The organism is Streptomyces beihaiensis (assembly GCF_026274175.1).
GTDB lineage: Bacteria > Actinomycetota > Actinomycetes > Streptomycetales > Streptomycetaceae > Streptomyces > Streptomyces beihaiensis.
Genome location: NZ_JAPHNL010000253.1, coordinates 24168 through 50847, shown reverse-complemented (window position 1 = coordinate 50847; position 26680 = coordinate 24168). Strand labels below are relative to the sequence as shown.

Genomic DNA, 26680 nt, shown 5'->3' with positions numbered 1-26680 from the left:
CTCGGCCTTCGGCCGCCCCATCCGTGCCATGAAGCAAGCCTACACATCTGAACAGAATTCCCGACTCAGAACACTAGAGCGCGTCGCAAAAGGCGCCTGACCTGCGGATCTGACCGTACGCGTTATGTGCGGTGTGCGGTGTGGTGCGTTGCGGCGATGCCTTGACGTCGAGATGACGCCGGGCGCGTGCTCAGGCGGGCCGTGAGGGGGCCCGTAGATCGACTTTGAATCCGCCCTGCGGGGTGGGCTCGGCGGCGAGGGTGCCGTAGAGGAGTTCGGCGCGTTCCTTGAGGCCGATCAGGCCGTGGTGGGCGCTGGGCAGCGGGACGGACGGGCGGGTGGGGGCTGTGTTGGTGACGGTGACGCCGAAGTGCTGGGCGTCGTGCCACAGGTGGATGTGGGCGCGGGCGCCGGGCGCGTGTTTGCGTACGTTGGTGAGGGCTTCCTGCGCCGTGCGGTAGATGGTGCGCTGGGCGGTGGTGCTGATGTGCGGCGGGAGCTCGCCGGTCAGGGTCGTCTGGATGCCACTGTTGGCGATCAGCTGCTGGAGATCGGCGAGGGTGGGTTGCGGGGTGAGTTCGGTCTCCTTGCCGCCGGAGGCGCGCAGGAGAGTGACCATGTGGCGCAGTTCGTCGAGGGTGTTCACGCTCAGGGTGCGGATGGCGCGGGCGCCGTCGCGCGCCTGGGGGTCTTTGGCCGCGACCTGCAGGGCTCCGGCTTGTACGGCGATGAGGCTGACCTGGTGGGAGACGACGTCGTGCATCTCGCGGGCCAGTTGGGCGCGTTCGCGGGCGAGGACGGTCTGGGCGTGCAGGGCACGCTCGTGTTCGCGGGCCTCTTCGACCTCGACGAGCTGGCGGGCCACGTCCTGCCTGGCCTGGACGAGCTGGCCGATCAGGACCGGGGCGAAGGCCGTGGCCAGGGTGTAGGCGAACTGGATGAGCGTCCAGGTCCGGTCACCGGAGAACGTGTCGGACAGCGGCCACGTCAGGGTGCTCGCTGCCGCGTTGAGCAGGGCGCAGCCGGCCAGGAGCGGACGGTGTCGGGTGTGCGCGGCCAGGGTGTACAGGGCGGCGAACGGCGCGACTGCCACGTCCATGAACAGGAGCATGGGCAGGGTCAGCACGAAGACGGCCAGCGGGAAGCGCCTGCGCAGGAACAGTGCGACGCAACCCATGGCGGCGCAGGCCCGCATGAACGAGGTGGTGTCCTCGTCGAAGAGGTTGAGCCAGGCATCGAGCACGGCGAGTGCGACCAGGGCCGTGTCGAGGACCCAGGGCGGTACCCGCCGCCACAGTGTCAGGCCGGTGCTCATCGACCGCCGTCCCGTTTCGCGGGTTCTTCGTCGTCACCGCCGCTGAGCAGTCCGGCGCGCTCGGCGAGGAGCGCGGCCTGGACGCGGCTGGACACCCGTAGTTTGGTCAGGATCGAGCTGACGTGGTCCTTGACGGTGCCCGCGCTCAGGTGGATGCGGGCGCCGATGTCGGCGTTGGAGAGTCCTTCCGCGATCAGGACGAGGACATCGCGTTCGCGGTCGCTGAGCAGGTCCACCCGCGCCACGTCCGCGTCCTGGGGGCCGTTTGCCCCGGGGTGGCTGCGCAGCAGGGCGCGTGATGCCTTCGGGGACATGACCACGCCGCCCGCGGCCAGCGTGCGTACCAGTTGGGCGAGTTGTTCGGGTTCGGTGTCCTTGAGGAGGAAGCCGCCGGCTCCCGAGCGCAGTGCGGTCAGGATGTATTCGTCGGTGTCGAAGGTGGTCAGCATCGCCACCTGGGGTGGTGCGGGCAGTTGCTGGATCTGCCGCAGGACGGTCAGGCCGTCGACGTCCGGCATACGGATGTCGAGGAGCACGACGTCCGGCTGTTCGCGGCGGATCACGTCGGCGGCCTGTGCCCCCTCCGCGGTGGCCACGACCTGGATGCCGTCGGAGGTGTTCAGGATCAGCTCGAAGCCGGAGCGCACCAGCGCCTCGTCGTCCACCACCACTACCCGGATCACCGGCGTTCCGCCTCACACACTCGTCTGACCTTGCCAGCTTCTCGGCGACCTGTACGTCCGCACGCTGATCGCTCGCCGTCGACCCTATGTGCACGGGCGCGCGGGAGACCGACGCCATCGGGGACACCAGCCACCCGGCAGACCCGTTCCAGCCGTTCGGGGGGGAGCGCTCCGGCCCGTCGGCGGGCGGGCGGGCGAGGTGTGGTGGATGGTGTCCATGGTTCATATCCGGTGGGATCGGTAGGTATGCCCGCCCGAGGCCGCGGGCGGCGGCCGATCTCCGTACCGTTCGAGGAAGCCAGTCATGCCCCGTCTTCACCTGCGTCACACTGTCCGTGCTCTGCGCCGCTCCGCGGCGCGGCCCCATGTGCTGTTCGGGGGCGTGTACGGGGCGGTGCTCGCCAGTTCCATGGTGGCCGCCCTGACGGAGCTGGGTGAGACGACCCCCGAGGATCGGTTCAGCAGCGCCCAGTGGCTCCTGGTCACGGCCGTCGCGTCGGCTCTGGCGCACGGCTACGCGCATCTGATCGCCAGGCGCGGCGACCAGGCCGTGCACGGGGTCCGCCCGGTGGCGCGGCTGCTGTTCTCCGAGTGGCCGTTGGTCCTGGCCACAGCGCCGACGCTGATCCTGCTGCTGGGCGCGGCGTGGGGCTGGTGGCCCTCGCGGGGCATCGAGTACGTGGCCTTCGCCGTGAACGTGGTGCTGCTGTTCACCTGGGGGCTGCTCGCCGCCCGCGCAGGCGGCCGTGCCTGGGGTTCCGCCGCGAAGGTCGGTGCCGGTGACGCGTTGCTCGGACTGGTCGTCGTGGCGGCCAACGCCGTCATCAAGTAGCCCCGGAGCGTCACCGCGCGGTGAGCCGGCCGCTCATCCACCGCAGTGCGGGGGGAATCTCCCGTTTCCAGGTGGTGAAGTTGTGGCCGCCGCTGTCGAGGATGATCGACGAGACGCGGTCGGGGGCCTTCACCTTCTTGATGAACTTCAGGGTGGTCTTGAGGTTCCGCTCGCCCTTCTTCGAGCTGGTCACCAGGAAGGAGGAGTTGCGTGCGGGGAGGTGGTCCAGGCTCCAGAACAGGTTGGCGCGGTGACGCAGGCGCTGGTCACCGTGGAAGAGGTCACCCGTGGTCACGTCCTCGGCGGCCTTGTAGTACGCGGAAAGGCCCGCGCTCGCCGCGAAGCGGTCCGCATGGTGCAGGCCCAGTTTCAGCGCGCAGTAGCCGCCGGTCGAGTCTCCGATGACGCCCCAGCTGCGTGCGTGGGCACCGACCCGGTAGGCGGCCGATATCGCCTGGGGCAGGTCCTGGGCGAGGAACGTCTCGGCCTTCGGGCCGCCGGGGACGTCCGTGCACTCGGTGTCCCGGGGCGGGGCGACGGTCGGGCGCAGCATCACCAGGATCATCGGCTGCATCTTTCCCTGCGCCGCCAGACGGTGGGCCGTCGTCGGGTACTTCAGGCCCTTGATGAGGGACTTGGCGTTGCCGGGGTAGCCGGTGAGCACGATGGACGCGGGGAACGTCTGTCTCGCGTGGCCCGACTGGAAGTATTCCGGCGGGAGGTAGACGTATGCGGGGCTGACGAGGCCGGACTTACCGCCTCGTACGACGATTTTCTGTATCTGGCCCGCGGACGACGCTCGCTTGCTGCCGTGAACCCGCACCTTCTGCTTCTCCACCACGGCGAGCTGTGACATACCGGCCGGGCCCGTCGGGTGGTCCACGACGGTGCCCTGCGTCTGCTCCTTGCCGATGAGGTCGGCCCAGGAGGCGTAGAACACGAAGGTCCTGTTCGCCAGGAGGCCGACCGAGGCGAAGATCATGACCTGGGTCATGAGGAGCAGTCCGGTGCGGCCGAGGACCGCGCGCCGGCTGCGCCGGGCCAGTCGTGGCCAGAGCACGATGGTGAGGACGAACAGCGCCACGGCCGTCAGCACGGCGAGTGCCAGGACTTTGCTGCTGGTGAGACCCATGGGACGAGACTTTCTCGGGTGAATCCGTGCGGAGGGGCAGGGTGGAGTGCGGCAGGTCAGGAGTCGACGCGTGTGCGTCGCCGGAAGAGGGCGGGCAGGCGCGGCGTCGTGACGAAGCCCTCCGCCCGGCCGCCGGCCAGAGCGATCCGGAGCAGTTCGCTGCTCTTCTCGTAGAGGATGAAGCGGGGTTCCCAGATGGGCCGGTACTTGGCGTTGGCGCGGTACAGCGATTCGATCTGCCACCAGCGCGAGAAGAATCCCAGGGTGGCGCGCCACAGCCGCAGCACGGGTCCCGCGCCGAGGCGGTCGCCACGTTCGAAGACCGACCGGAACATCGCGAAATTGAGCGAGACCCGTGCCAGGCCCACGTCGTCGGCCCGCCGCAGCAGTTCGATGACCATGAATTCCACGAGGCCGTTGTCGCCGTCGCGGTCCCGGCGCATCAGGTCGAGGGAGAGTCCCTTGCCGCCCCAGGGGACGAAGCTGAGCAGTGCGCGCAGTTCGCCGTGCGCGTCGTGGCACTCGACCATCACGCAGCGCCCGTCGGCCGGTGCGCCGAGCCTGCCGAGCGCCATCGAGAAGCCGCGCTCGGTCGCCCCGTCGCGCCACCGGTCGGCGTCGGCGACGAGCCGGGCCATCTCGGGCTCGGGTATGTCCTCGTGGCGGCGGACGCGCACGGTGTAGCCGGCGCGCCGGACGCGGTTGTGGGCTTGGCGGACGCCCCGCATGGCGCGCCCCTCCAGGGTGAAGTCGGCGACCTCGACGATCGCTTCGTCGCCGAGTTCGAGGGCGTTCAGGCCGTGCCGTGCGTAGATGACTCCCGCTTCCTCGGACGCGCCCATCACGGCCGGGACCCAGGCGTGCCGGCGCGCCTCGGCCAGCCAGGCGCCGATCGCTCCCGGCCACGCCTCGGGGTCCCCGACGGGGTCGCCGGAGGCCAGGCAGACGCCGCCGACCACGCGATAGGTCACCGCTGCCTTGCCGCTCGGGGAGAAGACGGCCGCCTTGTCGCGGCGCAGGGCGAAGTAGCCCAGGGAGTCGCGCTCGCCGTGCCGGTCGAGGAGGGTGCGCAGCCGGTTCTCGTCGTCCTCGGTCAGCCTCACGCGTCCCCGGGGGCTGCGGAACGCCACGTAGAGGACGCTCAGGAACACGACTGCCGCAGTCACGTTGAGGGTTGCGTCGACCCAGCCGGGCACCTGGAGGAGGCGGTCGGCCTTCTCGGAGGGGTCAAGCGTGACGAAGCGGGCCACGACGTAGCCGAGGCGGTCGGAGAAGTCCGCTCCCGTCCCGGCGCCGGTCGCCTGCACCAGCGCCATACCGAGCGCGGTGCCGAGGGCCCCGCCGCCGACCAGGGTCGCCAGCGCGGTCCGTGGATTGGAGCGGTCGCCCTTCGACGTGAACTCCTTGCGGCCCACGAGCAGGGCCAGCAGGAAGAGGGCGGTGAGCGCGGCGGAGGCCCAGTTGATCCAGTGGTGCCGGAAGCCGAGGTCGTCGTCCGGCACGAGCAGGAAGAGAAGCATCCCCGCCAGGGTCAGTGCGGTGAGCACCGTGTTGAAGATCCACGCCGCCCGCTTGCGCCGGCGCATGGCGACCGCCAGACACAGCGCGAGCATCGCGGACACCAGGCCGGCCGTGAGCAGGTACGGGGTGAAGTACTCGCCCTCGTTGTGCTCCTGGACCCGGTCGCGCAGCGGAACGGAGAGCACCGCCAGCACGTTCAGCAGGGCCATGGCGCGCAGGTACCAGACGCTCGCCGCGGCCGCCGCCCGACGGCACTGGGGCGTGGTCACGATCGCGTGAGGCTTCCCGGCTGTGGTGGACGGTGTGGTGTATGCAGTCACGTCTACGACATTCGTGAGGATCGGGCGGGTCTGCCATCCGGCGACCGGCTGCAAGTACCCCGCCGGGTGGCGGGGGTCGGCCGCTCAGCGGGCGAGGAGGTCGAACAGGCTCTCCCAGCGGGCCACGACCCGGTCGGTGGAGAAGCGCTGTACGCCTCGGCGTGCGCTTTCCCCCATGCGGTCGCGCAGGTCCTGGTCACTCATCAACCGCTCCAGACAGTGCGCGAGTCGACGGGTGTCTGCGGGGGGTACGAGAAGGCCGTCGACCTGGTCCGTGACGATCTCGCGTACTCCGGGGGCCACGTCGAAGGCGACACAGGGCACGCCGGTGGCCATCGCCTCCATCAGGGCGAGCGGGAACCCCTCGCCGCGCGAGCTCAGCGCGAAGACGGAGCTCTCGCGCAGCGCTCCCGGCACGTCGGCGGTACGGCCCCGCCACTCGACAGACTTCTCGATGCCCAGGTCCGCGCACTGGCGCCGCAAGGCGGGCTCCTCCTCGCCGGCGCCGAATACGGCCAGGGTCCAGTCGGGATGGTTCACGCAGACCAGTGCCCATGCCTCCAGGAGCAGATCGACGCCCTTCTCCTCGTGGAGTCGGCCGATGCTGACCACCGTCTTCGCGCGGCGCGGTGAGGGCTCGTCAGGGAAGAACGGCAACGGGTTGGGCATGGCCCCCACGTGGTCGAGTCCCTCGCGGATCCACAGGTCGGCGTCCTCGCGGGTGAGCGTGAGCATGCGGTCGACGTCCTTGTAGTAGCGCTGAACTCGCCGGAACCGGGAGGACCTTCGGCAGGTCTCGTACGACTCGTGGCTCATGCCGATCACGGTCAGCCCCGTGGTGTCGGCGAGCGCGACCCACTCCATCGCCCACACCTGGGTGACGATCACGACGGCGCCGGGCCCGGCGGCCCGGAACAGGTCGGTGAGCCTCGCGGCTCGTCGGCGCATGCCGTCCAGATGGGCGGCGTGGCGGCGCCGGTCGACCGGGTCGACGCGACGCCGGAGAACTCCGGCCGGGGGCCGTGTGGGCGGATGGACGTCGTAGAGGGTCGTGGTGCGGTACGGAAGGTCGTCGCCGAGGTCATGGCGGCGGCCCGCCGGGGCGGGGGTGATGCCGAGGACGTGCACTCTGTGCCCTCGTTCGCTGAACAGGCGAGCCATCTGGTGGGACCAGCTGGTGATCCCGCCCAGTTCGTCGACGCTGTTGGAGACGAGGAAGACGTCCCGGCTAGCGACAGCGGTGAGTGTCCGGGTCCGGTGCGTCATCGGTGCTTCCAATCTGCGAAGAGCTGGTCGACGATCCGCCGCGCGGCGTCGCCGCGGTCGTATTCGCCGAAGCGCGCGACGAACCGCTCGCGCGCCGGTGCGTAGGCGAGTGCCTGGGAGTCCAGGGCCTTCACCGCCGCGTGGAACTCCTCCTCGGTGGCGAACACCGGCCCCGGCGCGCGGGAGGCCAGGTCGAAGTAGGTGCCGCGGCCGTCGTGGGCGTAGGTGTCGTAGTCGTACGTGAAGAAGAGCATCGGCCGGTCGAGGAGGGCGAAGTCGAACATCACCGAGGAGTAGTCCGTGATCAGCGCGTCGGCCAGTTCCAGGAGCGGGGCGGCGTCGTGGTGGGTGGACACATCGATGACACGGCCGGTCACCGAGGGCGGCAGCACGACGTGGTTGAGGTAGTGCGCGCGGACGAGGAGCACGTACCGGTCGCCGAACTGTTCGGCGAAGCGCTCCACGTCGAAGGGCAGCTCGAAGCGGCCTGGCGTGCGGAAGGTGGGCGCGTACAGCAGCACCGCCTTGTCCTGCGGGACGCCCAACTCGCGGGCGAGTGGGCCGCGTTCGCGCCGGCCGACGGCGCGTTCGCGCTCCCGCGCGCGGACCAGGGAGTCGTTGCGTGGATACCCGGTCCGCAACAGGCGTTGCTCGTCCAGGCGCAGCGCCTTGGCGAGGGTGCCCACGTCGTGCTCGGTGCGGACCACGAAGTGGTCGAAGCGGCGGAGCGCGTCGTGCTGCTCGCGCTGTCGGTCGCGCGTCATCGCCTTGAGTTCGGGCAGGTCGAAGCCCATCCGTTTGAGCGCGGAGCCGTGCCAGGTCTGCAGGTAGGTGGTTCCCGCGCGTTTGGTGAGCTTGAGCGGGAAGCTCTGGTTGTCCACCCAGAACTCGGCCCGGGCGAGCGCCTTGAGGTAGGGCAGCGACCAGCGGCGTACGAGGGTGGCGTCCTCGGGGAAGCCCTGCGGGCTGCCCTGGTAGGACCAGATGGCCTCGAAGTCCAGGCCCTGGCGGCGCATCTCCTCGTACAGGGCGCGGGGGCTGTCGCTGTACTGCTTGCCCAGGTGACTCTCGAAGACGACGGTGCGTCCGCGTACGGGCAAGCGGCTGAAGACCTCGTGGTAGGCACGGAGTTTCGTGTCGGTGGAGGTGAGCTTCCTGCGCAGGGCCCGAGCCTTGCGGTAAGCGGCCTTGCCGAGTGCGCCCGGAGCGCCGTGCACCCCGCGTTCGATCAGTCCGGAGGCGCTGGTGGCGGCAGGGCCCTGGGAGATCAGGCGGAACGCGAGGTGCCCCTTGGCGCTGACGTGCGGCTCGACGCGGTCGGCGGTCAGGCGGGTCAGCCGTGGCCTGACCGGCACCTCGTTGCCGGTCAGGGCGGTGTCCGCGGCGGTGATCCGGGAGACGGTGCGGGCACCGTCCGCCTCCAGGCGCATGCGGATGTCCCAGACGGTGTCCACGATGCCCAGGGGGCGCAGCCGTCGGCCGAGGTCCGCCTCCGTCTCCCAGCTGACCGTGGAGCCGTCGTGGCGTAGGGACCGTACCGGGAAGGTGAACGACTGAAGGCTCTTGCGGCGAGCCGACAGGACCAGCTCGCCGCGGAGGGCGGCGCCGGGCGGGATCGAGCCCAGCGGATTGGTGATGCGGCCGGACAGGCTGACCGTGGTGCCCGCCGCGGCGAACCCGGTCAGTTCGTTGCGCAGCGACATCCGCTCCAACGGCCTGTGGTGGTAGCCGAGTGCGGTCACGTCCAGGACGCGGCGGCCCAGCGGGTCGTCCAGGTGCCCGCCGGCGTCGGTCCAGTAGACGCGGCCGTCCCGTTGCGCGAGCGGCGAGGAGATCTTGTCCCGGTGCATGAGCGTGTCCACGGCCGGGATCAGCCGCTCCCAGTCGCCTTGCCGCAGCAGATAGGCGCAGATCGCCACGGAGGCGTGGACCGCCTCGTAGGCCGTCGGGTCGATGCCCGCGAGATACTCCTGCGAGAGCGCGGCGAACTCACGGCGGTAGGCGTCGTCGCGCAGCGGAAGGTCCCGCAGGTGCAGGACGAGATCGTGCTTGAGGAACTTGCGGTCCTTGGCGCGCCTGAGATCGTCGAGGCCACGGTCCGCCAAAAGCGCGTCGATGCGGCGGTGGATCTCCAGGCGATGCGTGTAATTGGTGATCTCGTGGCGGCTGTTGGTGACCGACTTGGACTCCGCCTTCTGGCGGACGTTCCAGAAGTAGACCTGGTTCGGGATGAGCGTGATGCGCCGCGCGGCCAGATACGCCTCGGCGATGAACTGCAGGTCCTCGTAGAACATCCCCTTGGGGAAGCGGAGTTGGCTGTCGATGAGGAAGCCGCGCCGGTAGCACTTGTTCGTGGACAGCGTGTCCCAGACGAACAGATCCGGCAGTTCGGAGACCGGATCCACGGTGCGCGTGCTCTCGTACAGCCACGGGTACCACTTGGTGGTGCCGCGGTGGCGACTGTCCAGGTGCCGGCGCACGCACAGCCCGGAGACGATGTCGCTGCCGGTGGTCTCGGCGGCTTCGAGGAGATTGCGGCAGGCGTTGCGCTCCAGCACGTCGTCGCTGTCCAGGAACATGACGTAGCGGCCCGAGGCGTGCCGGATGCCGTGGTTGCGCGGTTCGCCGCCCGCGCCGCTGTTCTCGGAAAGCCGGAAGGCGCGTATCCGGGCGGGGTGCGCCGCGGCCAGCCGCTGGGCCGCCGCGTACGAGGGATCGGTGCTGCAGTCGTCGACGATCACGACCTCGACGCCGCGCAGCGTCTGGTCGAGGACCGACTGCACGGCGGTGAGCAGCCGCGCGGCGTCGTTGTGCACGATGACGACGACGGAGATGTCTGGTTGACGGTTCATGTGCGTTTCCTGGGTCGATCTTCCGCGGCGAGGTCGTCGGGCTGGTGCGGGCGGGTGCTGAGGACGGTGCGCAGGGCGAGGTTGTGGTCGGCCGTGAGACGCGGCTGGACGGTGCAGGTGCGCGGCGGGACCGCGTGGTGGGCCGTGGGGAAGCGGTCGATGCCACCGCGCTGTGGAAGGTCGCCGAAGAGGCGGGCGGGGCGCAGGGTGAGCCCCTGGGCGTACGGGGTCAGATGGATGTCCCACACGGCGCTGCGCCCCGGGTGCGCCGGGACGAGGAGACCGTCCCCGCCGTGGCTGATGATCTCCCGGGGGCTGTGGTCGCAGTCGGTCGCGACGACCGGGACGCCCAGGCGCATGGCCTCGACGACGAGCAGGCCGAACGCCTCTGTGTCGCTGGACACGGCGGCGACGGCACCCTTGGCCCACTCGGTGTCGATGCGAGGGCAAGGGCCCATGAGGAACACATGGGCGTGCGGGCCGAGTTCGTCGACACGACGGCGCAATGCGGCCTGCTGCGGGCCGCTGCCGTAGATGTGCAAGGTCCAGTCCGGTGGCGGGCGGCCGCCTTGGCGAAGGCGCCGATGAGGCGGTCGTGGCGTTTGACGGGGACGAGACGGCCGGCGGCGACGACGATCCGGGAGGTGCCGGTGGCGGCCTCGACCTCGGGCTGGGGGCAGCAGCCGGGGATATGGGTGATCAGGGCCTGCCGCACCGGCAGCGCCCGGTCGTAGGCGAGCGCGTCGCCCTCGGAGAGGGTCACGAAGGCGTCGAGGGCGTCGAGGGCCGCGTCCAGGTCGCGCAGCAACGCGTCACTGTGAGAGGCGCGGGTGAGGTGTTCCCGGCCGATCCGCCGATACGCGTCGGCGCGGCCGTGCTCGGCCAGGAAGCACACCAGGCAGGGACGGGTGGCGATCACGACGTCGCTGTCGGTGCGGCGCAGGAAGTGTGCGAGGCGCTGCTCGCCCAGCGCGCTCGGCGGCGTCCTGCTCGCGTAGACGGGGTCGTACGGGCAGACGGCGTCCAGGGTCTGCGACACGGGGTCCTCGTGGGCGTCCCGCCGAAGGTCCACCAGGTCGCGCACGCGCACGCGTGGGTCGACGGGCACGGCCATGCGCTCGGCCGTGCGGTGGTAGGAGACGATCTCCACGTGGTGGCGCTCGGCGAGGGCGGTGGCCAGGTTCGCCGTCGCGCGGATCGTGCCGCCGATCCCGTACGCGTCGAACAGCAGGAAAGTGATCTTCATCGGGTGCCTCGTGGTCGCCGTGGGCTTCAGAGCCGTCTGCCGTCCACGGTGGTGGCGGCACGGTGCCGGCGGTATCCGGCGAGGGGCCGGTCCGGCCCCGCCAGGTGGCGGCCACGCCCCCGCCGAACGGCGGGGCTCAGGCGACACGTTGAGGCAGGGCGAGTACGAGGTGAACCCGCGCCGCCACATGGCGGGAGACCATCCGCCGCCCGGCGGGGGGCGACCGGCCACCCGCCGGATACCGAAAACCCGCGCCACCGACGAGGTTGGGGACACGCACACCGGGGCCTCGCGAGCGTCGGCCCCGCCGGACGAGCGGACCGGCCCGGTGCCCCCCGAACCCTGGCCGTGCGACGGCCATGAGCGGAAGCAAGGAACTCCCATGTCGGTCACCAGCCGAACCCTGCTCGCCGGTGCCGTGGCGGCGGCTCTCGCCGTACTGATCACCGTTCTGGCGACGACCGTCGGTGACGTCGGCGCCTTCGAGGGCGCCGCGACCGATCACGACACGGCCCCGGAGCGGACCGTGCGCGTGGTCGCCGACTGGAGCGGGTGCGTTCACCCTCACCGGCAAGGAGAAATGTCATGAGTGTCTCGCTGTCCAAGGGCGGCAACGTCTCGCTGAGCAAGCAGGCGCCCGGCCTGACCGCGGTACAGGTCGGCCTGGGCTGGGACGTGCGCACCACCACCGGCGCCGACTACGACTTGGACGCGAGCGCGCTGCTGTGCGACGAGAACGGCAAGGTCGCCTCCAACGCGCACTTCGTCTTCTACAACAACCTGCAGAGCCCGGACGGTTCGGTCGTGCACACCGGTGACAACCTCACCGGTGAAGGCGACGGTGACGACGAGGTCATCACCGTGAACCTCGCCTCCGTCCCCGCCGGCCTGGCGAAAATCGTCTTCCCGGTCTCCATCCACGACGCCGCCGCCCGCGCGCAGAACTTCGGTCAGGTGCGCCACGCCCACATCCGGGTGGTCAACCAGGCAGACGGTGTCGAGATCGCCCGCTACGACCTCAGCGAGGACGCCGCCACCGAGACCGCCATCTTCGGTGAGCTCTACCGCAGCGGCGCGGGGTGGAAGTTCCGCGCCGTCGGCCAGGGTTATGACTCCGGTCTCGCCGGGATCGCCCAGGACTTCGGCGTCGCCCTCTGACCCGCAAGGCCCCTCGGGCGCCTGTCCTTTCGCCCGCCGCCCCCGCGCGGACACCTCTCTCGCGCGCGGGCGGCGGGCCCGCATCAGCTCGCCCACACCCCCGGACCGACCCACCCGGGAGCTCTCATGTCCATCACCCTCACCAGGGGCCAAAGGATCACCCTCGCCAAGTCCGACACGACCCCGCTCAGCCGCGTCCGAATGGGCCTGGGCTGGCAGGCGAGGCCGCGTCCGGTTTCCTCGGGAGGCTGATGGGGCCCGCGGCGATCGATCTCGACGCCTCGGCGGGCCTGTACTCGGGCCGGGAAGTCGCGGAAGTCGTCTGCTTCCAGCACCTGGTCAGTGTCTTCGGCGCGGTCAAGCACTCCGGCGCTCGCGCACAACCCGCTGCCCGACGGAGCCGACACGGACACCGTCCTGTACGCCGCGACCATCACCGTGCTCGGCGGTGTCCTGCTCCACGACGTCCGCCCGCTGCCCCTCACCCGCCTCCTCGCGGGCCGAGCACGAAGGCCGTCGCGTCCCGTGATCAGGCCGCGGGCCGTGCGGTCGTCAGCTCCCGACGGAGCGCCTCCAGGGCCCGGTGCAGCGTGCTCTTGACGGTGCCCGGGGAAATACCGAGCGCCTGGGCGGTCTCCTTGGTGCTGAAGTCCTCCCAGTACCGCAGGACCACCACCGTGCGCTGACGCTCTCCGAGCAGCGGGAGCACCTCCAACAGCTCTTCTTGATCCAGGAGTTGCCGCGGGCGGACCTCCTCGAACCCGGCGTCCGGGAGGTGCTCCAGCGGTACCTCGTCCACCTTGCGCGCGCGCCACCACTCGGTCCTCAGGTTGATCATGACGCGGCGTATGTACCCGTCGGCGCGCGCCATGTCCTTGATGCCCGGCCACGTGGCCTGCGTGCGCAGCAGGGCGGCCTGAAGGAGGTCCTCGGCGTCGGCGGGGTCGGGCACGATGCGCAGGGCGATGCGCAGCAAAGCGTCCCGGCGCAGCCGCACGTACTCCCCGAAGTCCTCGTGCGCCTCGAACCGTTGGCCGGTGGCCGGACGCTCAGCCATGACGCTCGATGGCCCGGAGGAGGTCGGCGAAGGTGGCGCAGGCCGCCGGTTCACCGAGGGCCGTCATGGTCCACTCAGCTCCTGCCGCACGGGTCAGGTCCGCCAGGATCAGTGCCGTGTGGGGGCCTTGGGCGGGGAAGACGTACCGGGCCAGTTCAAGGCCCCGGCTCTCGTCGACGAGTCGGCAGTGCGCGCTGTGCACGGTCTCGAAGGTGCTGCCGTCGAACGAGCTCACGGCGAAGACGACGCGGTCCGCGTGAGGGGGCAGCCGGGACAGGCGGGCGGCGAACGACTCGGTGTCGTCCTCGCCCGCGGTGTCCTGTGACGGCAGGCCGGTGCTGTGCTCGATGGACTCGTCCGGGTTGGTGGGATTCTCGGAGAACAGCGCGTCGAGGAACCGGCCGCGGCCGTACAGCACGGCGAAGGAGCCGAGACGGCCGCGCCGGTGCGGCCCGAGGGCGCCAAGGAGCCCGGGGCGGAGAGCCGGCTGCCAGCCGATGCCCATGCTGATCAGGTTGAGCGGGCGGCCGTCCGGCCCGTTGAGCGGGAGCCGCTGGCCCTTGGCCATGAGTACGGGCACGGAAACTCCTGTGTGGTGGCTGACCGGTTGCGGGGAGCGCGCCGCCTGCCGACGGGAGCGCTGGCCTCAGCCTCACGAGGTGCGCGACTCCCCGGTATCCGGCGACTGCCCGGGGCCACCCCGCCGCACGGCGGGCCCGCCCCCGCCGTGCGGCGGGGGCGGACCGGTTCACCCGCGGGGATTTCCTGCCGAGGTCAGCAGCTGCGTCGCCGAGAGCCGTCCGATGAGGCCGCGGCGGGCGGCGAGCACCGCCGACTCCGCGCTCCGCTCCAGCACGCACGCGCCGAAGGGTTCGGCCGCCATGCTCAGAACCAGGACGGTCATGGCCGGCAGGACGGAGCCGATCGTGCCACCGGACGAGAGCCGGTCGACCAGTGCCTTCGTGGCCAGCGGCCACAGCAGTCCTCAGGCGGCCACGACGAGCGCGCACAGAAGTCCGAGCGCGACGGCCCACCGGTGCGGGCGGACATACCCGTACAGTGCCCTGAGCGTCTCGCGCGTACGAGGGGACTCGGCACCCGTCGCCTCAGAGGCGGACGGGGTGTTCACAAGATTCCTTTCCTACGTGGTCGCCCTCGGGGCACCGCAGCCGAGGTGGCTGGGTGTGTACCACGACGCGGCGGAGATCAGGCGTCCGGCGGCCAGGCAGGAGCCGTCTGCGTCAGCCTGGGGGCGCAGGCGCCCCATCGACCATCCGGCGATCGTCGGGAGGACCCCCGCCGAGTGGCTGGAAGACCTGTGAAAAAGGGGTGGTGTCGCATGGCGGTTGATCGTGTCGGGGGACCGATCGGCCACGCTCCGAGCCGCCGAGGTGTCGTCTCGCCGGGGGACGTGAGTTCGCTCTCAGCGCCGATACGCACCGTCGGCCCGGCCGCGGAACTGTACTGGCCAGGCCGCGTGCTCGACTGCGGACCGGACCCTGCGTACGCGATCCGCCACTGACCGCTTCGGCGTCGCGGGCGCCGGCGCTCCCGACCCGCGCACGGTCCACCGGGCTCTCTCCGCCGGGGCGTGCACGGGCGATCAAGAGCCGTCGGCGCCGCGAGTTTGCGCACCTTCCGCACAGGAGGCAGGTCCTCCGTCCCGCAAGACCGCCGCGGCAGGTCGCCGAGTCAGTCCGTCAGGGGGTGCGGAAGCCTCGGAAGGTCACTTGCCTGCGAGCCTTGAAGCCGAGGCTCTCGTACAGGGCGATCGCGCGGGTGTTCGTCTCGGCCACGTGCAGGAAGGGGCGTTCGCCGCGCGCCGCGATCCGTGCGGCGAGCGCACCGATCAGACGAGCGGCATGTCCCCGTCCCCGTGCCTCCGGGGCGGTGCAGACGGCACTGATCTCGGTCCAGCCCGGAGGCCGCAGGCGCTCCCCGGCCATCGCCACCAGGGTGCCGTCGACCCGGACACCCAGATAGGTGCCGAGTTCGTGGGTGCGGGGCCAAAAGGGCCCCGGCGTCGTCCGCGCGACGAGGTCGAGCATCTCGGGCACGCTGTCGGCGCCCAGTTCGACCACACCGGCCTCGGACGCGGTACGAGAACGACCGGTCCGGTCGCGGCCCGGCCAGATCATCTGACGGCCTTCGAGAGTGAACACGGGCTCCCAGGCCGACGGCGGGACGGCAGGACAGCTGAACATGTCGGCGAACGCGCCGGGACCGAGCAGCCCGGCGAGGTCGTCCCAGTCCTCCGCGCCGGGGTCGACGGGCACGGAGGAGAAGGTCGCCACGCCGGTGACATAGGTGGCGGCCCGGCCGAGCCGCCGGGCGAGATGTGCGTGCCGGCCGCCGAGCGACCGGCCCACCGGGTCGTCGAGCACCGAGTCGTGGTCCTTCATCATCGTGCTGGTCCTTTGCCGGAGGGCGCGTCTGCCGGAGGGCGTGTCGGTCGGGCCGCCGATGCCGATCCGTCAGCGCGGTCTGTTGTCGGGCCGTGGTCGCCGGGGCGGGGGCACCATCCATGCCGCGGAAACTCAGGGCCGCCTGGGGCGTGGCGAGGACGTGGCGCCGTGGCGCCCCGTTTTCACCGGGTGCGCGGGACACGCGATCCAGTAGGCCGTCCCGGAGGGCCGCGTCAGACGCTTCCGCGCCGTTCGACGACGAGGATGCGCGCCTGGGGCGCGGGGTGGGCGACGTGCTCGTCCCCTGGTTCGACACAGCACACCCGGCCCGGCGTCAGACGCTCGACGTGCTCGACACCGTCCAGGCGGTAGTGCATGTCCACTGCCCCGTCCAGGACGACGAACACTTCGGGGCCGTCGTTGACGTGCCACACGTACGGCTGGTCGGTCCAGTGCATCCGTACCGTCGCGTCGTCCAGGGCCGCGAGATCCATGGCACCCCAGGGGCGTTCAGCGGTGAATGCGGCGGCGTCGACGAAACGCATCGGAGTTCTCCCTGATCAAGAGCTGGGTGGGGCCCGAGTCGGATTTTATGGTGCGTCCGTCGTGCAAGAGGGGCGCGGGGCTCGACGTCACGTGTGCCCGCCTTCGCCGGTCCCGGGCGGCCGGGCCGTCGACTCGCGTGGTGTGGTGGAGCGGTAGGAGTGGCCGAGTTCCGGGCCGAGTCCGAAGTAGTGGCGGAAGCTGTAGATGAGGGGGCTCCAGGCGGCGGGGTCGATGTGGTCGGTGCCAGGGACGACGACGCGGGAGTCGGCGTGCACCTTGCGCACGACGGCCTCGACGATGACGAAGTCCCGGGAGACGCCCGGCCGCACCCTCTCCGCACGGGCCTCCAGTTGGATCGGGCATTCGGCGACGCGAGGCGGTCGGACCAGATGAGAGGGCGCGCCGGTCATTCCCGCGGCGGCGAACTTGTCCGGTTCGAAGCGGCAGCCCTCGGGCTTGCCCGCCGGCACTGGATTCCGTCCCGTCAGTGGGGCGAGGCGCTCCACGGCCGGCCACTGGGCGGGAGCCGGCAGGTTGATGACCAGGTCGGGGCGGCTGCCCAGGTTGTACGCCGTCTGCCCCGCACGGCCCAGTCCGATCACCACTGTCCGCCCGAGGGCCCACGCGGAGGAAACCGGGGCCAGGTTGAACGAGCCGTCCTCGTTCTCCGTCGACAGGAGCACCACGGGCGTACCGAAGTACAGGATGCTCGGCTCGATCTCCAGGTGGGGACCGATCGGGTGGGGACCGACCGGGTCGGGGCCGACCGGGTGGGGGCCGACTGTCTGGGCGGGCGGAGCGTCGGAGGTTGCCGTGTTCATGGCTGGCAGCGTAGGAGCCGGTTGTTTCGGTCGCCGCCGAAGTGTCACGGGTGACAATGGACCGCATGGACAAGCAGCGCGCGCACCCGCACCCGGGCGGCCCGGACCTGGCTGCTGTGGCGAAGCTTCTCGCCGACGGCACACGGGCGGCTTTCTGTCTGGCCCTGCTCGACGGTCGGGCCTGGACAGCGACGGAATTGGCACGTCATGCGGGAGTGGCGCCGTCGACGGCGACCGAGCACTTGCACGCGCTCGTCCGCGGCAACCTGCTCGCCGAGGAACGGCAGGGACGCCACCGTTACGTGCGGCTGGCCGGTCCGCACGTCGCCGAACTGGTCGAGAGCCTCGCCGCGATGGCCCCCGGGCACGCCCCGGCGCCGCGTTCCCTGTCGGCGGTCGGCCGCCGACAGGCCCTCGCCCACGCCCGCACGTGCTACGACCACCTCGCCGGGACGGTCGGCGTGGCCATCACCGATGCCATGATCGAGCGTGAGCTGCTCGACCTGGAGCATGGGCTCGCACTCACCAGCGCCGGCGCGACCTGGCTCGAACAGCTCGGCGTCACCGTCCCGACCGGCACGCGCCGCCCGGCGGTCCGGTCATGCCTGGACTGGACGGAACGCCGCCCCCACCTGGCCGGCGCCGTCGGTGGCGCCCTGTGCCGTCACGCGTTCGACACCGGCTGGATCACCCGCGTCGGCACCACACGCGCCGTCGCGGTCACGTCACTCGGCCGAGAGGCACTCCGCGGTGACCTCGGGCTGTCCGATGAACTTCTTTCGCGGAAATGAGCGGAAATGAGCAGCTCCGGCAGGCCGTGGGCACGAGTAGTAGCTGGCACTGGCACTGGCACTGGCACTGGCACTGGCACCGACCGGCGGCGCTGGTGACGTGTGGATCGTCGTCCGCGCAGCCCTCCGTCCTCCCTCGGTCGTCCTCCGTATGCCGACATCGGATCTCACGCTCCGCCCGCGCGCACCTCACGCGGGCCCGCGCCGAGTTCGCGGCGGCACGCCTTGTTGAACGCCTGGAGGTCGGCGATCCCGACGGCCGCGGCGATCGCGGTGACGGGCAGGGTGGACGACACCAGAAGGTGGCGGGCGCGCTGGAGGCGCCGGTGCCGGATGTAGGCCACGACCGTGCGACCGGTCCCGGCGCGGAAGACCCGGGTCAGGTGAGTGTGGGAGACGCCGACCGCGGCGGCGACCTCGGGCACGGACAACGGGCCCGCCAGGTGTTCCTCCACGTAGGCCCGCGCGGCCGCCACGAAGGGGTGCGGGCTTCCCTCGGCCTCGTGGCGCGCCAGTTCGGCGACGCGCCACAGGGCCGCCCACACCTCGGCGGCCGCACGGGCGGGCGAAGTCGCCACGGCGGTCACGGCGTTGCGCAGCGGCTCGGCCAGACGGGTGCTCTCGGCGGTGGCGTCCTGCATCACCGGGACGACCAGCGGGGCGCCCGCGTTCCGCAGCCGCAGGTGGACGTAGAGGTGCTCCGATCTGCCCCGGTAGTGGAAGTGGACGTCCGTGTCGGGTGGCACCAGGCTCACGTGGCCGGGGCGGATCGGGTGGACCGACTCTCCCAGGGAGAGCGCGCCCTCGTAGTGGTAAAGGTGCAGTTGCCACAGGTCGGGCAGCCGAAAGACCTCGTGGGCGGTGGCGACCCCGTGCACGCCGATGCCCGCGGCGACGATCGAGGGCGGCTCGTCGAGCCGAAGTGTCACGCGTTCCACGAGGAAGAAAAGCTACCAGCGGCGGACGACGTCAGGAGGCCGTGTGCAAGCCCTCGGGTCCAAAACGTCTGAATCCGAGACGTCTGAATCCAAGACTACTGAACCCGAGGTGCCTGAACCCGAGGTGCCTGAACCCGAGATGTCTGAATTCGAGACGCTGAACCCGTCACAGACGTGCCGGTCTTCGTGACCTGGTAGGTGACGACGGTGCGGCTCCGGAAGTGGAACTTCAGCGTCGCCGCAGCCCCGTCGAGGAGCGGCCCTTGGAGGTCGAACCGGTTCGAGAGTGCTGACACCTGGCCCGAGAGGTCGGCAATCTTCTCCGTCCGAGCAACTACCGCAGCTCTCAAGCGCTTTCGGGAATTCGACCAAAGTGTTGACAGGTACGGGAGAGGGTTCCTACGTTCACTCCATGCGAACCGGTTCGACAGATCCGGGCGCAACGCAGTGAGGAGCCCTCGTGAACATCGGTGAGATCGCCCTGCGGGCCGGTGTCTCGCGCAGCACCGTGTCCTACGCGTTGAGCGGCAAACGCCCCGTCTCGGAGGAGACCCGCAGAAGAGTCAAGCAGGTCGTCGACGAACTCGGCTATCGGCCCAGTGCCAGCGCCCGAGCCCTCGCCAACGGCCGCACCAGCACTCTGGGCCTGGTCTTCCCGCCCGCCGGGAACCACTACACGGGCATGCAACTCGACTTCATCGGCAGCGTGGTGGAGGCCGCCGCCGCCCGCGACCACGACCTGCTGCTCTCGCCCAGCGGCGTCGACAGCGACCGGTCCTTCCAGCGGCTCCTCGGCGAGCGCCGGGTCGACGGGGCGATCCTCATGGAGATCCGACTTGAGGACGACCGGGTCGACCACCTGACCTCCGTGGACTTTCCGTTCGTCGCCATCGGCCGCACCGCCCACCCCGAGAGAGGCTGGTGGGCGGGGCTCGACCACACCGCGCTCGTCGAGGCATGCGTGCACCACCTCGCCGACCTCGGCCATCGGCGCGTCGCCTTCGTCAACCGCCCGGAGCAACTCCTGCGCACCGGCTACGAGTCGGCCCGGCGCGGTCTGGAGGGCTTCACCGAGGCCGCCGCCGAGCGCGGCCTGACCGCTCGCACGTACTGCTGCGACGACGACGCCGCCTCCGGCCGTGCCTGTCTGCAACGCATCCTCCACGACGACCCCGCCACCACGGCGCTCGTCACCCTCAACGAGGCGGCGCTCGGCGGTCTCTACCGGGGCCTGGCGGAGGCGGGCCGTCAGGTGCCGCACGACTTCTCCGTCACCGGGGTCGTCGCCGCCCGCTGGGCCGAGACCGTGACACCGCAGCTCACCGCCGCCGACGTACCCGCCGCCGAGCTCGGGCGGCTCGCCGTCGACCTGCTGATGGAGCGGCTCGACAACCCGGGCACGTCGCCCCGCAACCACCTCCTCGTCCCGCCGATCTCCCTGCGCGGCAGCACCGGCCCCGGCCCGACCGCGCTCTGACCGTCGCACCCTGGCCCCGCACCGCCCCGCAGCCTGCCCTCCTGCGCCTGAGCACCGCCCGGTTCGCCGTCGCGTCGGACATCGCCAAGAAGCGGAGAACCGGGGAGTGCGGTCCGCCCGTTCGTACAGGGCAACGCCCCGCTCGCCGGCATGCCCCGCTCGCCGGCATGCCCTGCTCATCGGCACGCCCCGCTCACCGGCATGCGCCGAGCACGCCCGGCGCCGCCCACCGCCGCATCGACACCAACGATCAGGAGCGCGACGCCGTCATGATCACCGCCACCCCGCCCGCCCCGGCCTTCCGTGTCCACGACATCCCGTTCAGCGCGTACGGATCCTGGTTCGACATCTCCCCGGTTCTCGCGGAGAAGGTCCGCGCCGACGACCTCCACCTCGTCTCGCACCAGAACGGCATGCACGGCGTGCTGAGCCTCGTGCCCCTGGACGCCGCGACGGGCGAGCGAGCCGCCGCCGAGGTGACCGCGACACCGGGCCTGCTGACCTGGACGGGCGCGGGCGGCCGCGTCGACCTCGCGTACGAGTCGCCGGACACGGTGCGGCTGCGTGGCGCGGGCCTCGCGCTGCGGCTGTCCGCGGCGGTCCGGACGCTGACCCCGTTCAGCGGTACCTACTTCTTCCCCGACACGGCCGCGGGCGCACACGTCTTCACCTCGTACGAGACCGGCCGCCGCTACCGTGTCACCCTGCTCGCCGGGACGCTGACCGAGGTCTTCGGCGGCCAGGCACTGGGCACCGCCGCGCGGGGCCTGACCGTCGCTGGGGAGGCGGGAGGGCGGCCCTGGGAGATCGCCGTGGAGGAGTTCGACACGGCCCGCCCCGCCTACGCCCGCGGTGCCGACTTCGGCAAGGTCGTCCAGGCCGCGAACAGCGCCTTCGCGGACTTCGCCGACTCGGTGGCCCCGTGGCGCTCGGCCGCCACCCCGGCCGCCGAAGCGGCCGCCCATGTCGTGTGGTCGGCGACCGTCCGCCCGGCGGGTCTGGTCACCCGGCCCGCCGTCCTCATGTCCAAGCACTGGATGGACAAGGTATGGAGCTGGGACCACTGCTTCAACGCCCTGGCGCTCGCGCCCGGCCGACCGGAACTCGCCCTGGACCAGTACCACCTGCCCTTCGACCACCAGGACGCCACGGGTGCGCTGCCCGACTCGGTGACGCACTCGGAGGTGCTGCACAACTACGTCAAGCCGCCGATCCACGGATGGGCGCTGAACCTGCTGCGCCGCCGCCTGCCCGAGGCGTTCCTCGACCGGGCGGAGCTGACGCTGACGTACGAGCGCCTCGCCCGCTGGACCGACTTCTGGCTGACCGCGCGACGGGCCCCCGGCGACGCCCTGCCCCACTACCAGCACGGCAACGACAGCGGCTGGGACAATGCCACCACCTTCGACCCGGCACGCGTCGTCGTCACCGCCGACCTGGCGGCTTTCCTGACCCTGCAACTGCGCGAACTCGCGCAACTGGCAGACGAGTTGGGCCGCTGTGAGGAAGCGGCCGGCTGGCTGGGGGTGGCGGACGAGACCCAGGCGGCCATGCTCGACGAGCTGTGGCGCGGCGACCGGTTCGTCGCGAGGTCCGTCTCCGGCGGCGCCACCTGGGACAGCTCAGGACTCCTGGACCTCATGCCCATCGTGCTCGGCGAGCACCTGCCGGGCGAGATCGCCGCCACCCTCGCCACCCGCATCGAGGCGCATCTGACGGAGCACGGCCTGGCCACCGAACTGCCCACCTCGCCGCACTACCTCGCCGACGGCTACTGGCGCGGTCCGATCTGGGCCCCGGCCACCGTCCTGGTCGAGGACGGCCTGCGCCGTGCGGGTCACCTCCGGCTCGCGGACGAGGTCGGCGCCCGCTTCCGGGCCCTGTGCGAGACACACGGCTTCGCTGAGAACTTCGACGCCCTGACGGGCACGGGCCTGCGCGACCGTGCCTACACCTGGACCGCCAGCGCCTACCTGCTCCTCGCCGAGGCGCACGTGCGCCGCGCCGCGGACGTGACCGCGGCAGACCCATCGACACACCCGTGAGCTCACCCGTCAACATGTCCGTCAACACACCCATCGGCAGCCCCGTCAAGAGACACGTCGAAGACTTGGACATCGTCGTGAGGAAACGGCACGGGCGGCGTTTGTACGTTCCTCTCATGAGGTTCTCATCTGCTGGTTGTGTCGCATGAACTTCATTGCAGATGAGAGCCGAGCACGCCTAATGTGGCGCACATGCAGTCCTACACCATCGGCCAGGCCGCGCGGCTGCTCGGAGTCAGTCCCGACACCGCGCGCCGCTGGGCGGACGCGGGCCGGATTCCCACACACCGCGACGACAGCGGCCGCCGCCTGATCGACGGCCGTGACCTTGCCGCCTTCTCCACCGAGCTGGCCCAGTCGGCGGCGGGCGGCGACGAGGAGTCCCCGTACACCTCGGTCCGCAACGCGTTTCCCGGCATCGTCACCGCCGTGAAGCTCGGCGATGTCGCCGCCCAGGTCGAGATCCAGGCCGGGCCGCACCGGCTCGTTTCGCTCCTCACGAGGGAGGCGGTCGAAGAGCTCGGCCTCGAGGTCGGCATGCGCGCCACCGCGCGCGTGAAGTCCACCAACGTGCACATCGACCGCGCCTGACCGTCACGGACCCGCGACGCGCCGCCGTCCCGGCTCGTCGCGCCCGCCGCGGTACCTCCGCCCGCCCCGCCCCGCCTGCCCCCACCGGTCCCCGTCCATGTCCCGAGGAGTCATCGCCGTGTCCACCCTCCCGCGCCATCGCCGCACCACCGCGGTCGCCGCACTGACCGCCGCCCTGCTCGTCTCGCTCGCCGCGTGCGGCGGTAACGACAGCAAGGACAGCGGCTCCAACGGCGGCACCAAGGCCGCGTCCGGCGGCACGACGAAGCTCACCGTCCTCGCCGCCTCCTCGCTCACCGACGTCCTTCCCAAGGCCGCCGAGACGTACGAGAAGCAGCACCCGAACACCAAGATCATCTTCTCGTTCGCCGGTTCCCAGGCGCTCGCCGCCCAGGTGCGGCAGGGCGCCCCGGCGGACGGCATTCTCACCGCCGACACCAAGACCATGGACGGCCTGAAGTCGCAGACCGGCAAGCAGACCATCGTCGCCAAGAACCGTCTGGTCATCGCCACCGGCAAGGGCAACCCCAAGAAGGTCTCCGCCCTCAAGGACCTCACCTCGTCGAAGCTCAAGGTCGTCCTCGCCGCGCCCGCCGTGCCGGTCGGCAACTACAGTCGCGAGGTCCTCGATGCGCAGCACCTCACCGTCAAGCCGGTCTCCGAGGAGCCCAACGTCCGCGCGGTGCTCAGCAAGGTCGAACTCGGCGAGGCCGACGCGGGTATCGTCTACAAGACGGACGCGGCCACCGCGCCGGACAAGGTCGACACCGTGAAGATCCCGGACGACCAGAACAGGATCGCCTCCTACCCGGCGGCCACTCTGAAGGACTCCCACCACGCGGCCGCCACCGCCGCGTTCATCCAGTGGCTCACCACACCGCAGGCCCAGAAGATCCTCACGGCGGCGGGCTTCCAGAGCCCCTGAGCCGCCCGGTCGGTGCCCCCGGGCCCCGGCCCTGTACCGCGCGGTACCGCGTACCGCCTCCTCGCCCCGTCCCGTGTCCCAGGATCCCGATGAGCCGTCCACCTGAAGCCCGTTCCCGCGCCCGGCTCGGCCGCCGGCTGCGCGCGCCGCTGCCGCTGGCCGTTCCGGCGCTGGCCGGGCTCGTCCTGCTGGCGCTGCCCCTCATCGGCATCCTGGTGCGCACCGACTGGCACGAGCTGCCCACGCACCTGACGTCGCCCGCCACCACGACGGCCCTCAGGCTCTCCCTCGTCGTCTCGCTGTGGGCGCTCGGGCTCTCCCTGCTGCTGGGCGTCCCGCTCGCGTGGCTGCTGGCCCGCACGGACTTCCCCGGCAAGGCGGTCGTCCGCTCGCTCGTGCTGCTGCCGATGGTGCTGCCACCGACCGTCGGCGGCGTGGCCCTGCTGCTCGGGTTCGGGCGCCGGGGGCTCGTCGGGCCGTGGCTGGAGTCCACGTTCGGCATCACGTTCCCGTTCCACACGTCGGGAGCCGTCCTCGCGGCGACGTTCGTCGCCATGCCGTTCCTCGTCATCACCCTGGAGGGCGCCCTCGCGGGCCTGCGCCCTCGTTACGAGGAGGCCGCGGCGTCCCTCGGCGCGTCCCCGCTGCGCGTCTTCCTGACGGTCACGCTCCCGATGGTCGCGCCCGGCCTGGCCGCCGGGGCCGCCCTGACCTGGGCGCGCGCGCTCGGCGAGTTCGGCGCCACGATCACGTTCGCGGGCAACCTTCCCGGCACCACGCAGACCCTGCCCCTCCAGGTGTATCTGCTGCTCCAGGACGATCCGCAGGCCGCGACATCCGTCTCGCTGCTGCTCCTCGTCATCGCGATGACCGTGCTCGTGGCGCTCAAGGGGCGCTGGGCGGGCGGCCCCAGGGGTGCCTCACCCAAATCGTCGGTCGTCCCCGAGGGCGCAGCCCCGGAGGTGGCGGAACAACCGGGGGCGGCCCGGCCCGTCGTCGCCGAACCCGCCACGGCCGGGGCGGCCTTCGCCGAGCCCCCTGCCGCCGAACCCTGGCCGCTGCACGCGGAGGTCACCGGCTTCACCCGCCTCACCCTCGACGCCGACCCCGGCACCACGATCGCGGTCGTCGGCGTCAACGGAGCGGGCAAGACGACCCTGCTGCGGGCCCTGCTCGGCCTCACCCCGCGCGCCCGCACCGCCTCCCTGCGGCTCGGCGACACCGACGTCACGCACCGGCCCACGCATCGCCGCGGCGTCGCCTGGGTGCCGCAGGACGGCGCGCTCTTCCCGCACCTGACGGCCCTGGCCAACACCGCGTACGGGCCACGCGCCCAGGGCGTCGCGCGGGCCGAGGCCCGCCGCACCGCCCAGCTCTGGCTCGACCGGCTCGGCGTCGGCCACCTCGCCCACCGCAAGCCGTCCCAGGTCTCCGGCGGGCAGGCGCAACGCATCGCCTTGGCCCGCGCGTTGGCGGTCTCGCCGCGCCTCCTGCTGCTCGACGAGCCCCTCGCCGCACTCGACCAGACCACGCGCGCGCACGTGCGGCACACGCTCCGCCGCCACCTGGAGAACTTCGGCGGCGTCTGCCTGATCGTCACGCACGACCCGGTCGAGGCGGTCTCCCTGGCCGACCGCGTCCTGGTGCTCGACGACGGCCGTACGCTCCAGGACGCCCCGCCCGCCGAGGTCACCCGTCACCCGCGCTCCCCGTGGGTGGCCCGCATGCTCGGCCGCAACGCCTGGCCGGGCACCGCCACCGCCGACGGCCTCGAACTCGTCGACGGCCACGGTGTGCTGACGGTCGCCGAGCCTCCGCCCACCGGCGTGGACGCGCTCGCGGTCATCGCCCCGGAGGCTGTCGCCGTCCACCGCGACAAGCCCTCCGGCAGCCCACGCAACATATGGCCGGGCACGATCCGTGAGATCACCGCGAGCGGCAGCCGGCTGCGCGTACTGATCACCTCCGACGCGGCTCCCGACCTGATCGCCGAGATCACCCCGCAGGCCGCGGCCGAACTCGGCCTGGCCGACGGCACTCCGGTGTGGACGAGCGTCAAGGCGACCGAGATCACGGTCGTCGCCCTCTAGACCGAGCGGGCGGCGTACCCTGGCTGCGCCGGCGGGGGGCGGCCCACACTGGTGTGTTCGCAGTCGTTTCGTAGCGCGTCGGTAGTGCCTCTTCGAAGCGGTGACCCTGGCCTTCCAGGACTCCGGACCGTGTCGCTGTTGGGCTGAACGGGTGACATCGCGTAAGAATTGGCTGGTGCAGACAACAGTGCGAGCCCGGACGGGGTGGGGGCAGTGAACAGCCACGACGTCACTGACGAACAGTGGGAAGGGCTCGCCCAGGTCGTGCCGTTGCGCAGTCGCAACGAGTGGCCGTCGGCGATCGACCACAGGGCGGTGCCCGAGGCCGCGACGGAGCCACGCCGCCGCTTCGTCGTCCTGCGGGTCAATGTCTTCGGTGACGCCCGTGAGGTCGCCGAGACCGTCATGGCCGGTGTGCCGGTCCTCCTCGACCTGAGCGGCGCCGAATCGGAAGTGGCCAAGCGCGTTTTGGACTTCAGCAGCGGCGTCGTCCTCGGCCTCGGCTGCGGCATGCACCGCGTCGACCGCAACGTCTTCCTGCTGGCCCCGCCCGGCACCGAGGTCCAGGGCCTGGTCGCGGGCGCGGGCGCGGGTGCTCTCTCGTGACCCGCGCGGCAGCGGTCCGGCGGTCCGGGCGGGGGCGCCAGGGGCAGCCCCGCCCCAGGCGCG

General features: G+C 71.4%; 24 protein-coding genes and 2 pseudogenes. 10 read left to right on the top strand and 16 right to left on the bottom strand.

Annotated features, from left to right (window positions below; translation table 11 throughout):
* Positions 1-190: 190 nt before the first annotated feature.
* Together OFY01_RS19915 and OFY01_RS19910 are read right to left on the bottom strand one after the other, a co-directional pair.
* A complete protein-coding gene (locus OFY01_RS19915; protein WP_266601774.1) occupies positions 191-1315 on the bottom strand; it encodes a sensor histidine kinase in 1125 nt (374 codons plus the stop codon).
* A complete protein-coding gene (locus OFY01_RS19910) occupies positions 1312-1998 on the bottom strand; it encodes a response regulator (RefSeq protein WP_266601772.1) in 687 nt (228 codons plus the stop codon). The genes OFY01_RS19915 and OFY01_RS19910 overlap by 4 nt, the downstream gene beginning before the upstream one ends.
* 304 nt (positions 1999-2302) lie before the next feature.
* On the opposite strand from OFY01_RS19910, the gene OFY01_RS19905 reads away from it, so the two are divergent.
* Positions 2303-2830, top strand: a complete 528-nt coding sequence (locus tag OFY01_RS19905) for a hypothetical protein (RefSeq protein WP_266601771.1) — start codon at positions 2303-2305, stop codon at positions 2828-2830.
* Positions 2831-2840: 10 nt separating this feature from the next.
* Here OFY01_RS19905 and OFY01_RS19900 read toward each other — a convergent pair whose 3' ends face one another.
* The 6 genes and pseudogenes from OFY01_RS19900 to OFY01_RS32630 all read right to left on the bottom strand — a co-directional run.
* A complete protein-coding gene (locus OFY01_RS19900) occupies positions 2841-3962 on the bottom strand; it encodes an alpha/beta hydrolase (RefSeq protein ID WP_266601770.1) in 1122 nt (373 codons plus the stop codon).
* Positions 3963-4018: 56 nt separating this feature from the next.
* Positions 4019-5752, bottom strand: a complete 1734-nt coding sequence (locus OFY01_RS19895) for a phosphatidylglycerol lysyltransferase domain-containing protein (RefSeq protein ID WP_266601788.1) — start codon at positions 5750-5752, stop codon at positions 4019-4021.
* Positions 5753-5887: 135 nt separating this feature from the next.
* Positions 5888-7069, bottom strand: a complete 1182-nt coding sequence (locus OFY01_RS19890) for a glycosyltransferase (protein WP_266601769.1) — start codon at positions 7067-7069, stop codon at positions 5888-5890.
* Positions 7066-9921, bottom strand: a complete 2856-nt coding sequence (locus OFY01_RS19885; RefSeq protein ID WP_266601768.1) for a bifunctional glycosyltransferase/CDP-glycerol:glycerophosphate glycerophosphotransferase — start codon at positions 9919-9921, stop codon at positions 7066-7068. Before OFY01_RS19885 ends, OFY01_RS19890 begins: the two co-directional genes overlap by 4 nt.
* Positions 9918-10169, bottom strand: a complete 252-nt coding sequence (locus tag OFY01_RS19880) for a hypothetical protein (protein ID WP_266601767.1) — start codon at positions 10167-10169, stop codon at positions 9918-9920. The genes OFY01_RS19885 and OFY01_RS19880 overlap by 4 nt, the downstream gene beginning before the upstream one ends.
* 75 nt (positions 10170-10244) lie before the next feature.
* Positions 10245-10427 (bottom strand): annotated as a pseudogene (locus OFY01_RS32630) (glycosyltransferase); the annotation flags it as partial.
* 1122 nt (positions 10428-11549) lie between these two features.
* Between OFY01_RS32630 and OFY01_RS19870 the strand changes: the two are divergent.
* On the top strand, positions 11550-11756 hold the full coding sequence (locus OFY01_RS19870; RefSeq protein ID WP_266601764.1) for a hypothetical protein: 207 nt from the start codon (positions 11550-11552) through the stop codon (positions 11754-11756).
* A complete protein-coding gene (locus OFY01_RS19865; protein WP_266601762.1) occupies positions 11753-12325 on the top strand; it encodes a TerD family protein in 573 nt (190 codons plus the stop codon). Before OFY01_RS19870 ends, OFY01_RS19865 begins: the two co-directional genes overlap by 4 nt.
* 529 nt (positions 12326-12854) lie before the next feature.
* Here OFY01_RS19865 and OFY01_RS19860 read toward each other — a convergent pair.
* The 6 genes and pseudogenes from OFY01_RS19860 to OFY01_RS19835 form a co-directional block, all read right to left on the bottom strand.
* A complete protein-coding gene (locus tag OFY01_RS19860) occupies positions 12855-13382 on the bottom strand; it encodes a SigE family RNA polymerase sigma factor (RefSeq protein ID WP_266601760.1) in 528 nt (175 codons plus the stop codon).
* Entirely contained in the window at positions 13375-13962 is a 588-nt protein-coding gene (locus OFY01_RS19855) for a TerD family protein (RefSeq protein WP_266601758.1), read from the bottom strand. The genes OFY01_RS19860 and OFY01_RS19855 overlap by 8 nt, the downstream gene beginning before the upstream one ends.
* Positions 13963-14175: 213 nt before the next feature.
* Positions 14176-14511: pseudogene (locus OFY01_RS19850) on the bottom strand (ABC transporter ATP-binding protein); the annotation flags it as partial.
* A 571-nt stretch (positions 14512-15082) separates the two neighbouring features.
* Positions 15083-15784: a GNAT family N-acetyltransferase gene (locus tag OFY01_RS19845; protein WP_266601786.1), complete on the bottom strand. Its 702-nt coding sequence runs from the start codon at positions 15782-15784 to the stop codon at positions 15083-15085.
* Positions 15785-16020: 236 nt separating this feature from the next.
* On the bottom strand, positions 16021-16332 hold the full coding sequence (locus OFY01_RS19840; protein WP_266601756.1) for a cupin domain-containing protein: 312 nt from the start codon (positions 16330-16332) through the stop codon (positions 16021-16023).
* Positions 16333-16419: 87 nt separating this feature from the next.
* Positions 16420-17154 (bottom strand): flavin reductase family protein, encoded by a 735-nt coding sequence (locus tag OFY01_RS19835; protein ID WP_266601754.1) that lies wholly within the window; start codon positions 17152-17154, stop codon positions 16420-16422.
* 56 nt (positions 17155-17210) lie between these two features.
* Here OFY01_RS19835 and OFY01_RS19830 point away from each other — a divergent pair, with 56 nt between their 5' ends.
* Positions 17211-17945, top strand: coding sequence for an ArsR/SmtB family transcription factor (locus OFY01_RS19830; protein WP_266601784.1), 735 nt, complete (start codon positions 17211-17213; stop codon positions 17943-17945).
* Positions 17946-18112: 167 nt separating this feature from the next.
* Here the strand turns inward: OFY01_RS19830 and OFY01_RS19825 are convergent, their stop codons facing one another.
* Both OFY01_RS19825 and OFY01_RS19820 read right to left on the bottom strand, forming a co-directional pair.
* Positions 18113-18883, bottom strand: coding sequence for an AraC family transcriptional regulator (locus OFY01_RS19825; RefSeq protein ID WP_266601752.1), 771 nt, complete (start codon positions 18881-18883; stop codon positions 18113-18115).
* Positions 18884-18978: 95 nt separating this feature from the next.
* Complete coding sequence (locus OFY01_RS19820) at positions 18979-19179, bottom strand: hypothetical protein (protein WP_266601782.1); 201 nt, start codon at positions 19177-19179, stop codon at positions 18979-18981.
* Positions 19180-19343: 164 nt separating this feature from the next.
* Here OFY01_RS19820 and OFY01_RS19815 point away from each other — a divergent pair, with 164 nt between their 5' ends.
* The 6 genes from OFY01_RS19815 to OFY01_RS19790 all read left to right on the top strand — a co-directional run bounded on the left by OFY01_RS19815 (position 19344) and on the right by OFY01_RS19790 (position 26617).
* The gene (locus OFY01_RS19815; protein ID WP_266601750.1) at positions 19344-20360 is read left to right on the top strand and encodes a LacI family DNA-binding transcriptional regulator; all 1017 of its coding nucleotides are present in this window, start codon (positions 19344-19346) and stop codon (positions 20358-20360) included.
* A gap of 269 nt (positions 20361-20629) precedes the next feature.
* Positions 20630-22405 (top strand): amylo-alpha-1,6-glucosidase, encoded by a 1776-nt coding sequence (locus tag OFY01_RS19810; protein ID WP_266601780.1) that lies wholly within the window; start codon positions 20630-20632, stop codon positions 22403-22405.
* Positions 22406-22597: 192 nt separating this feature from the next.
* Positions 22598-22996 carry a TOBE domain-containing protein gene (locus tag OFY01_RS19805; RefSeq protein WP_266601748.1) on the top strand — a complete coding sequence of 133 codons (399 nt, stop codon included), beginning with the start codon at positions 22598-22600 and terminating at the stop codon, positions 22994-22996.
* Between the two features lie 118 nt (positions 22997-23114).
* Positions 23115-23921 carry a molybdate ABC transporter substrate-binding protein gene (gene modA, locus OFY01_RS19800; protein WP_266601746.1) on the top strand — a complete coding sequence of 269 codons (807 nt, stop codon included), beginning with the start codon at positions 23115-23117 and terminating at the stop codon, positions 23919-23921.
* An 89-nt stretch (positions 23922-24010) separates the two neighbouring features.
* Complete coding sequence (locus OFY01_RS19795) at positions 24011-26011, top strand: ABC transporter permease (RefSeq protein ID WP_266601744.1); 2001 nt, start codon at positions 24011-24013, stop codon at positions 26009-26011.
* 213 nt (positions 26012-26224) lie between these two features.
* Entirely contained in the window at positions 26225-26617 is a 393-nt protein-coding gene (locus OFY01_RS19790) for a cell division protein SepF (RefSeq protein ID WP_266601742.1), read from the top strand.
* Positions 26618-26680: the final 63 nt, after the last annotated feature.

Bases quoted from the DNA above. Each gene is read 5' to 3' on its own strand.
- OFY01_RS19840 (WP_266601756.1), bottom strand. From the start codon at position 16,332: ATGCGTTTCGTCGACGCCGCCGCATTCACCGCTGAACGCCCCTGGGGT.
- OFY01_RS19865 (WP_266601762.1), top strand. From the start codon at position 11,753: ATGAGTGTCTCGCTGTCCAAGGGCGGCAACGTCTCGCTGAGCAAGCAG.
- OFY01_RS19905 (WP_266601771.1), top strand. From the start codon at position 2,303: ATGCCCCGTCTTCACCTGCGTCACACTGTCCGTGCTCTGCGCCGCTCC.
- OFY01_RS19835 (WP_266601754.1), bottom strand. From the start codon at position 17,154: ATGAACACGGCAACCTCCGACGCTCCGCCCGCCCAGACAGTCGGCCCC.
- OFY01_RS19890 (WP_266601769.1), bottom strand. From the start codon at position 7,069: ATGACGCACCGGACCCGGACACTCACCGCTGTCGCTAGCCGGGACGTC.
- OFY01_RS19805 (WP_266601748.1), top strand. From the start codon at position 22,598: ATGCAGTCCTACACCATCGGCCAGGCCGCGCGGCTGCTCGGAGTCAGT.
- OFY01_RS19885 (WP_266601768.1), bottom strand. From the start codon at position 9,921: ATGAACCGTCAACCAGACATCTCCGTCGTCGTCATCGTGCACAACGAC.
- OFY01_RS19845 (WP_266601786.1), bottom strand. From the start codon at position 15,784: ATGAAGGACCACGACTCGGTGCTCGACGACCCGGTGGGCCGGTCGCTC.
- OFY01_RS19810 (WP_266601780.1), top strand. From the start codon at position 20,630: ATGATCACCGCCACCCCGCCCGCCCCGGCCTTCCGTGTCCACGACATC.
- OFY01_RS19900 (WP_266601770.1), bottom strand. From the start codon at position 3,962: ATGGGTCTCACCAGCAGCAAAGTCCTGGCACTCGCCGTGCTGACGGCC.
- OFY01_RS19870 (WP_266601764.1), top strand. From the start codon at position 11,550: ATGTCGGTCACCAGCCGAACCCTGCTCGCCGGTGCCGTGGCGGCGGCT.
- OFY01_RS19795 (WP_266601744.1), top strand. From the start codon at position 24,011: ATGAGCCGTCCACCTGAAGCCCGTTCCCGCGCCCGGCTCGGCCGCCGG.
- OFY01_RS19830 (WP_266601784.1), top strand. From the start codon at position 17,211: ATGGACCGCATGGACAAGCAGCGCGCGCACCCGCACCCGGGCGGCCCG.
- OFY01_RS19860 (WP_266601760.1), bottom strand. From the start codon at position 13,382: ATGGCTGAGCGTCCGGCCACCGGCCAACGGTTCGAGGCGCACGAGGAC.
- OFY01_RS19915 (WP_266601774.1), bottom strand. From the start codon at position 1,315: ATGAGCACCGGCCTGACACTGTGGCGGCGGGTACCGCCCTGGGTCCTC.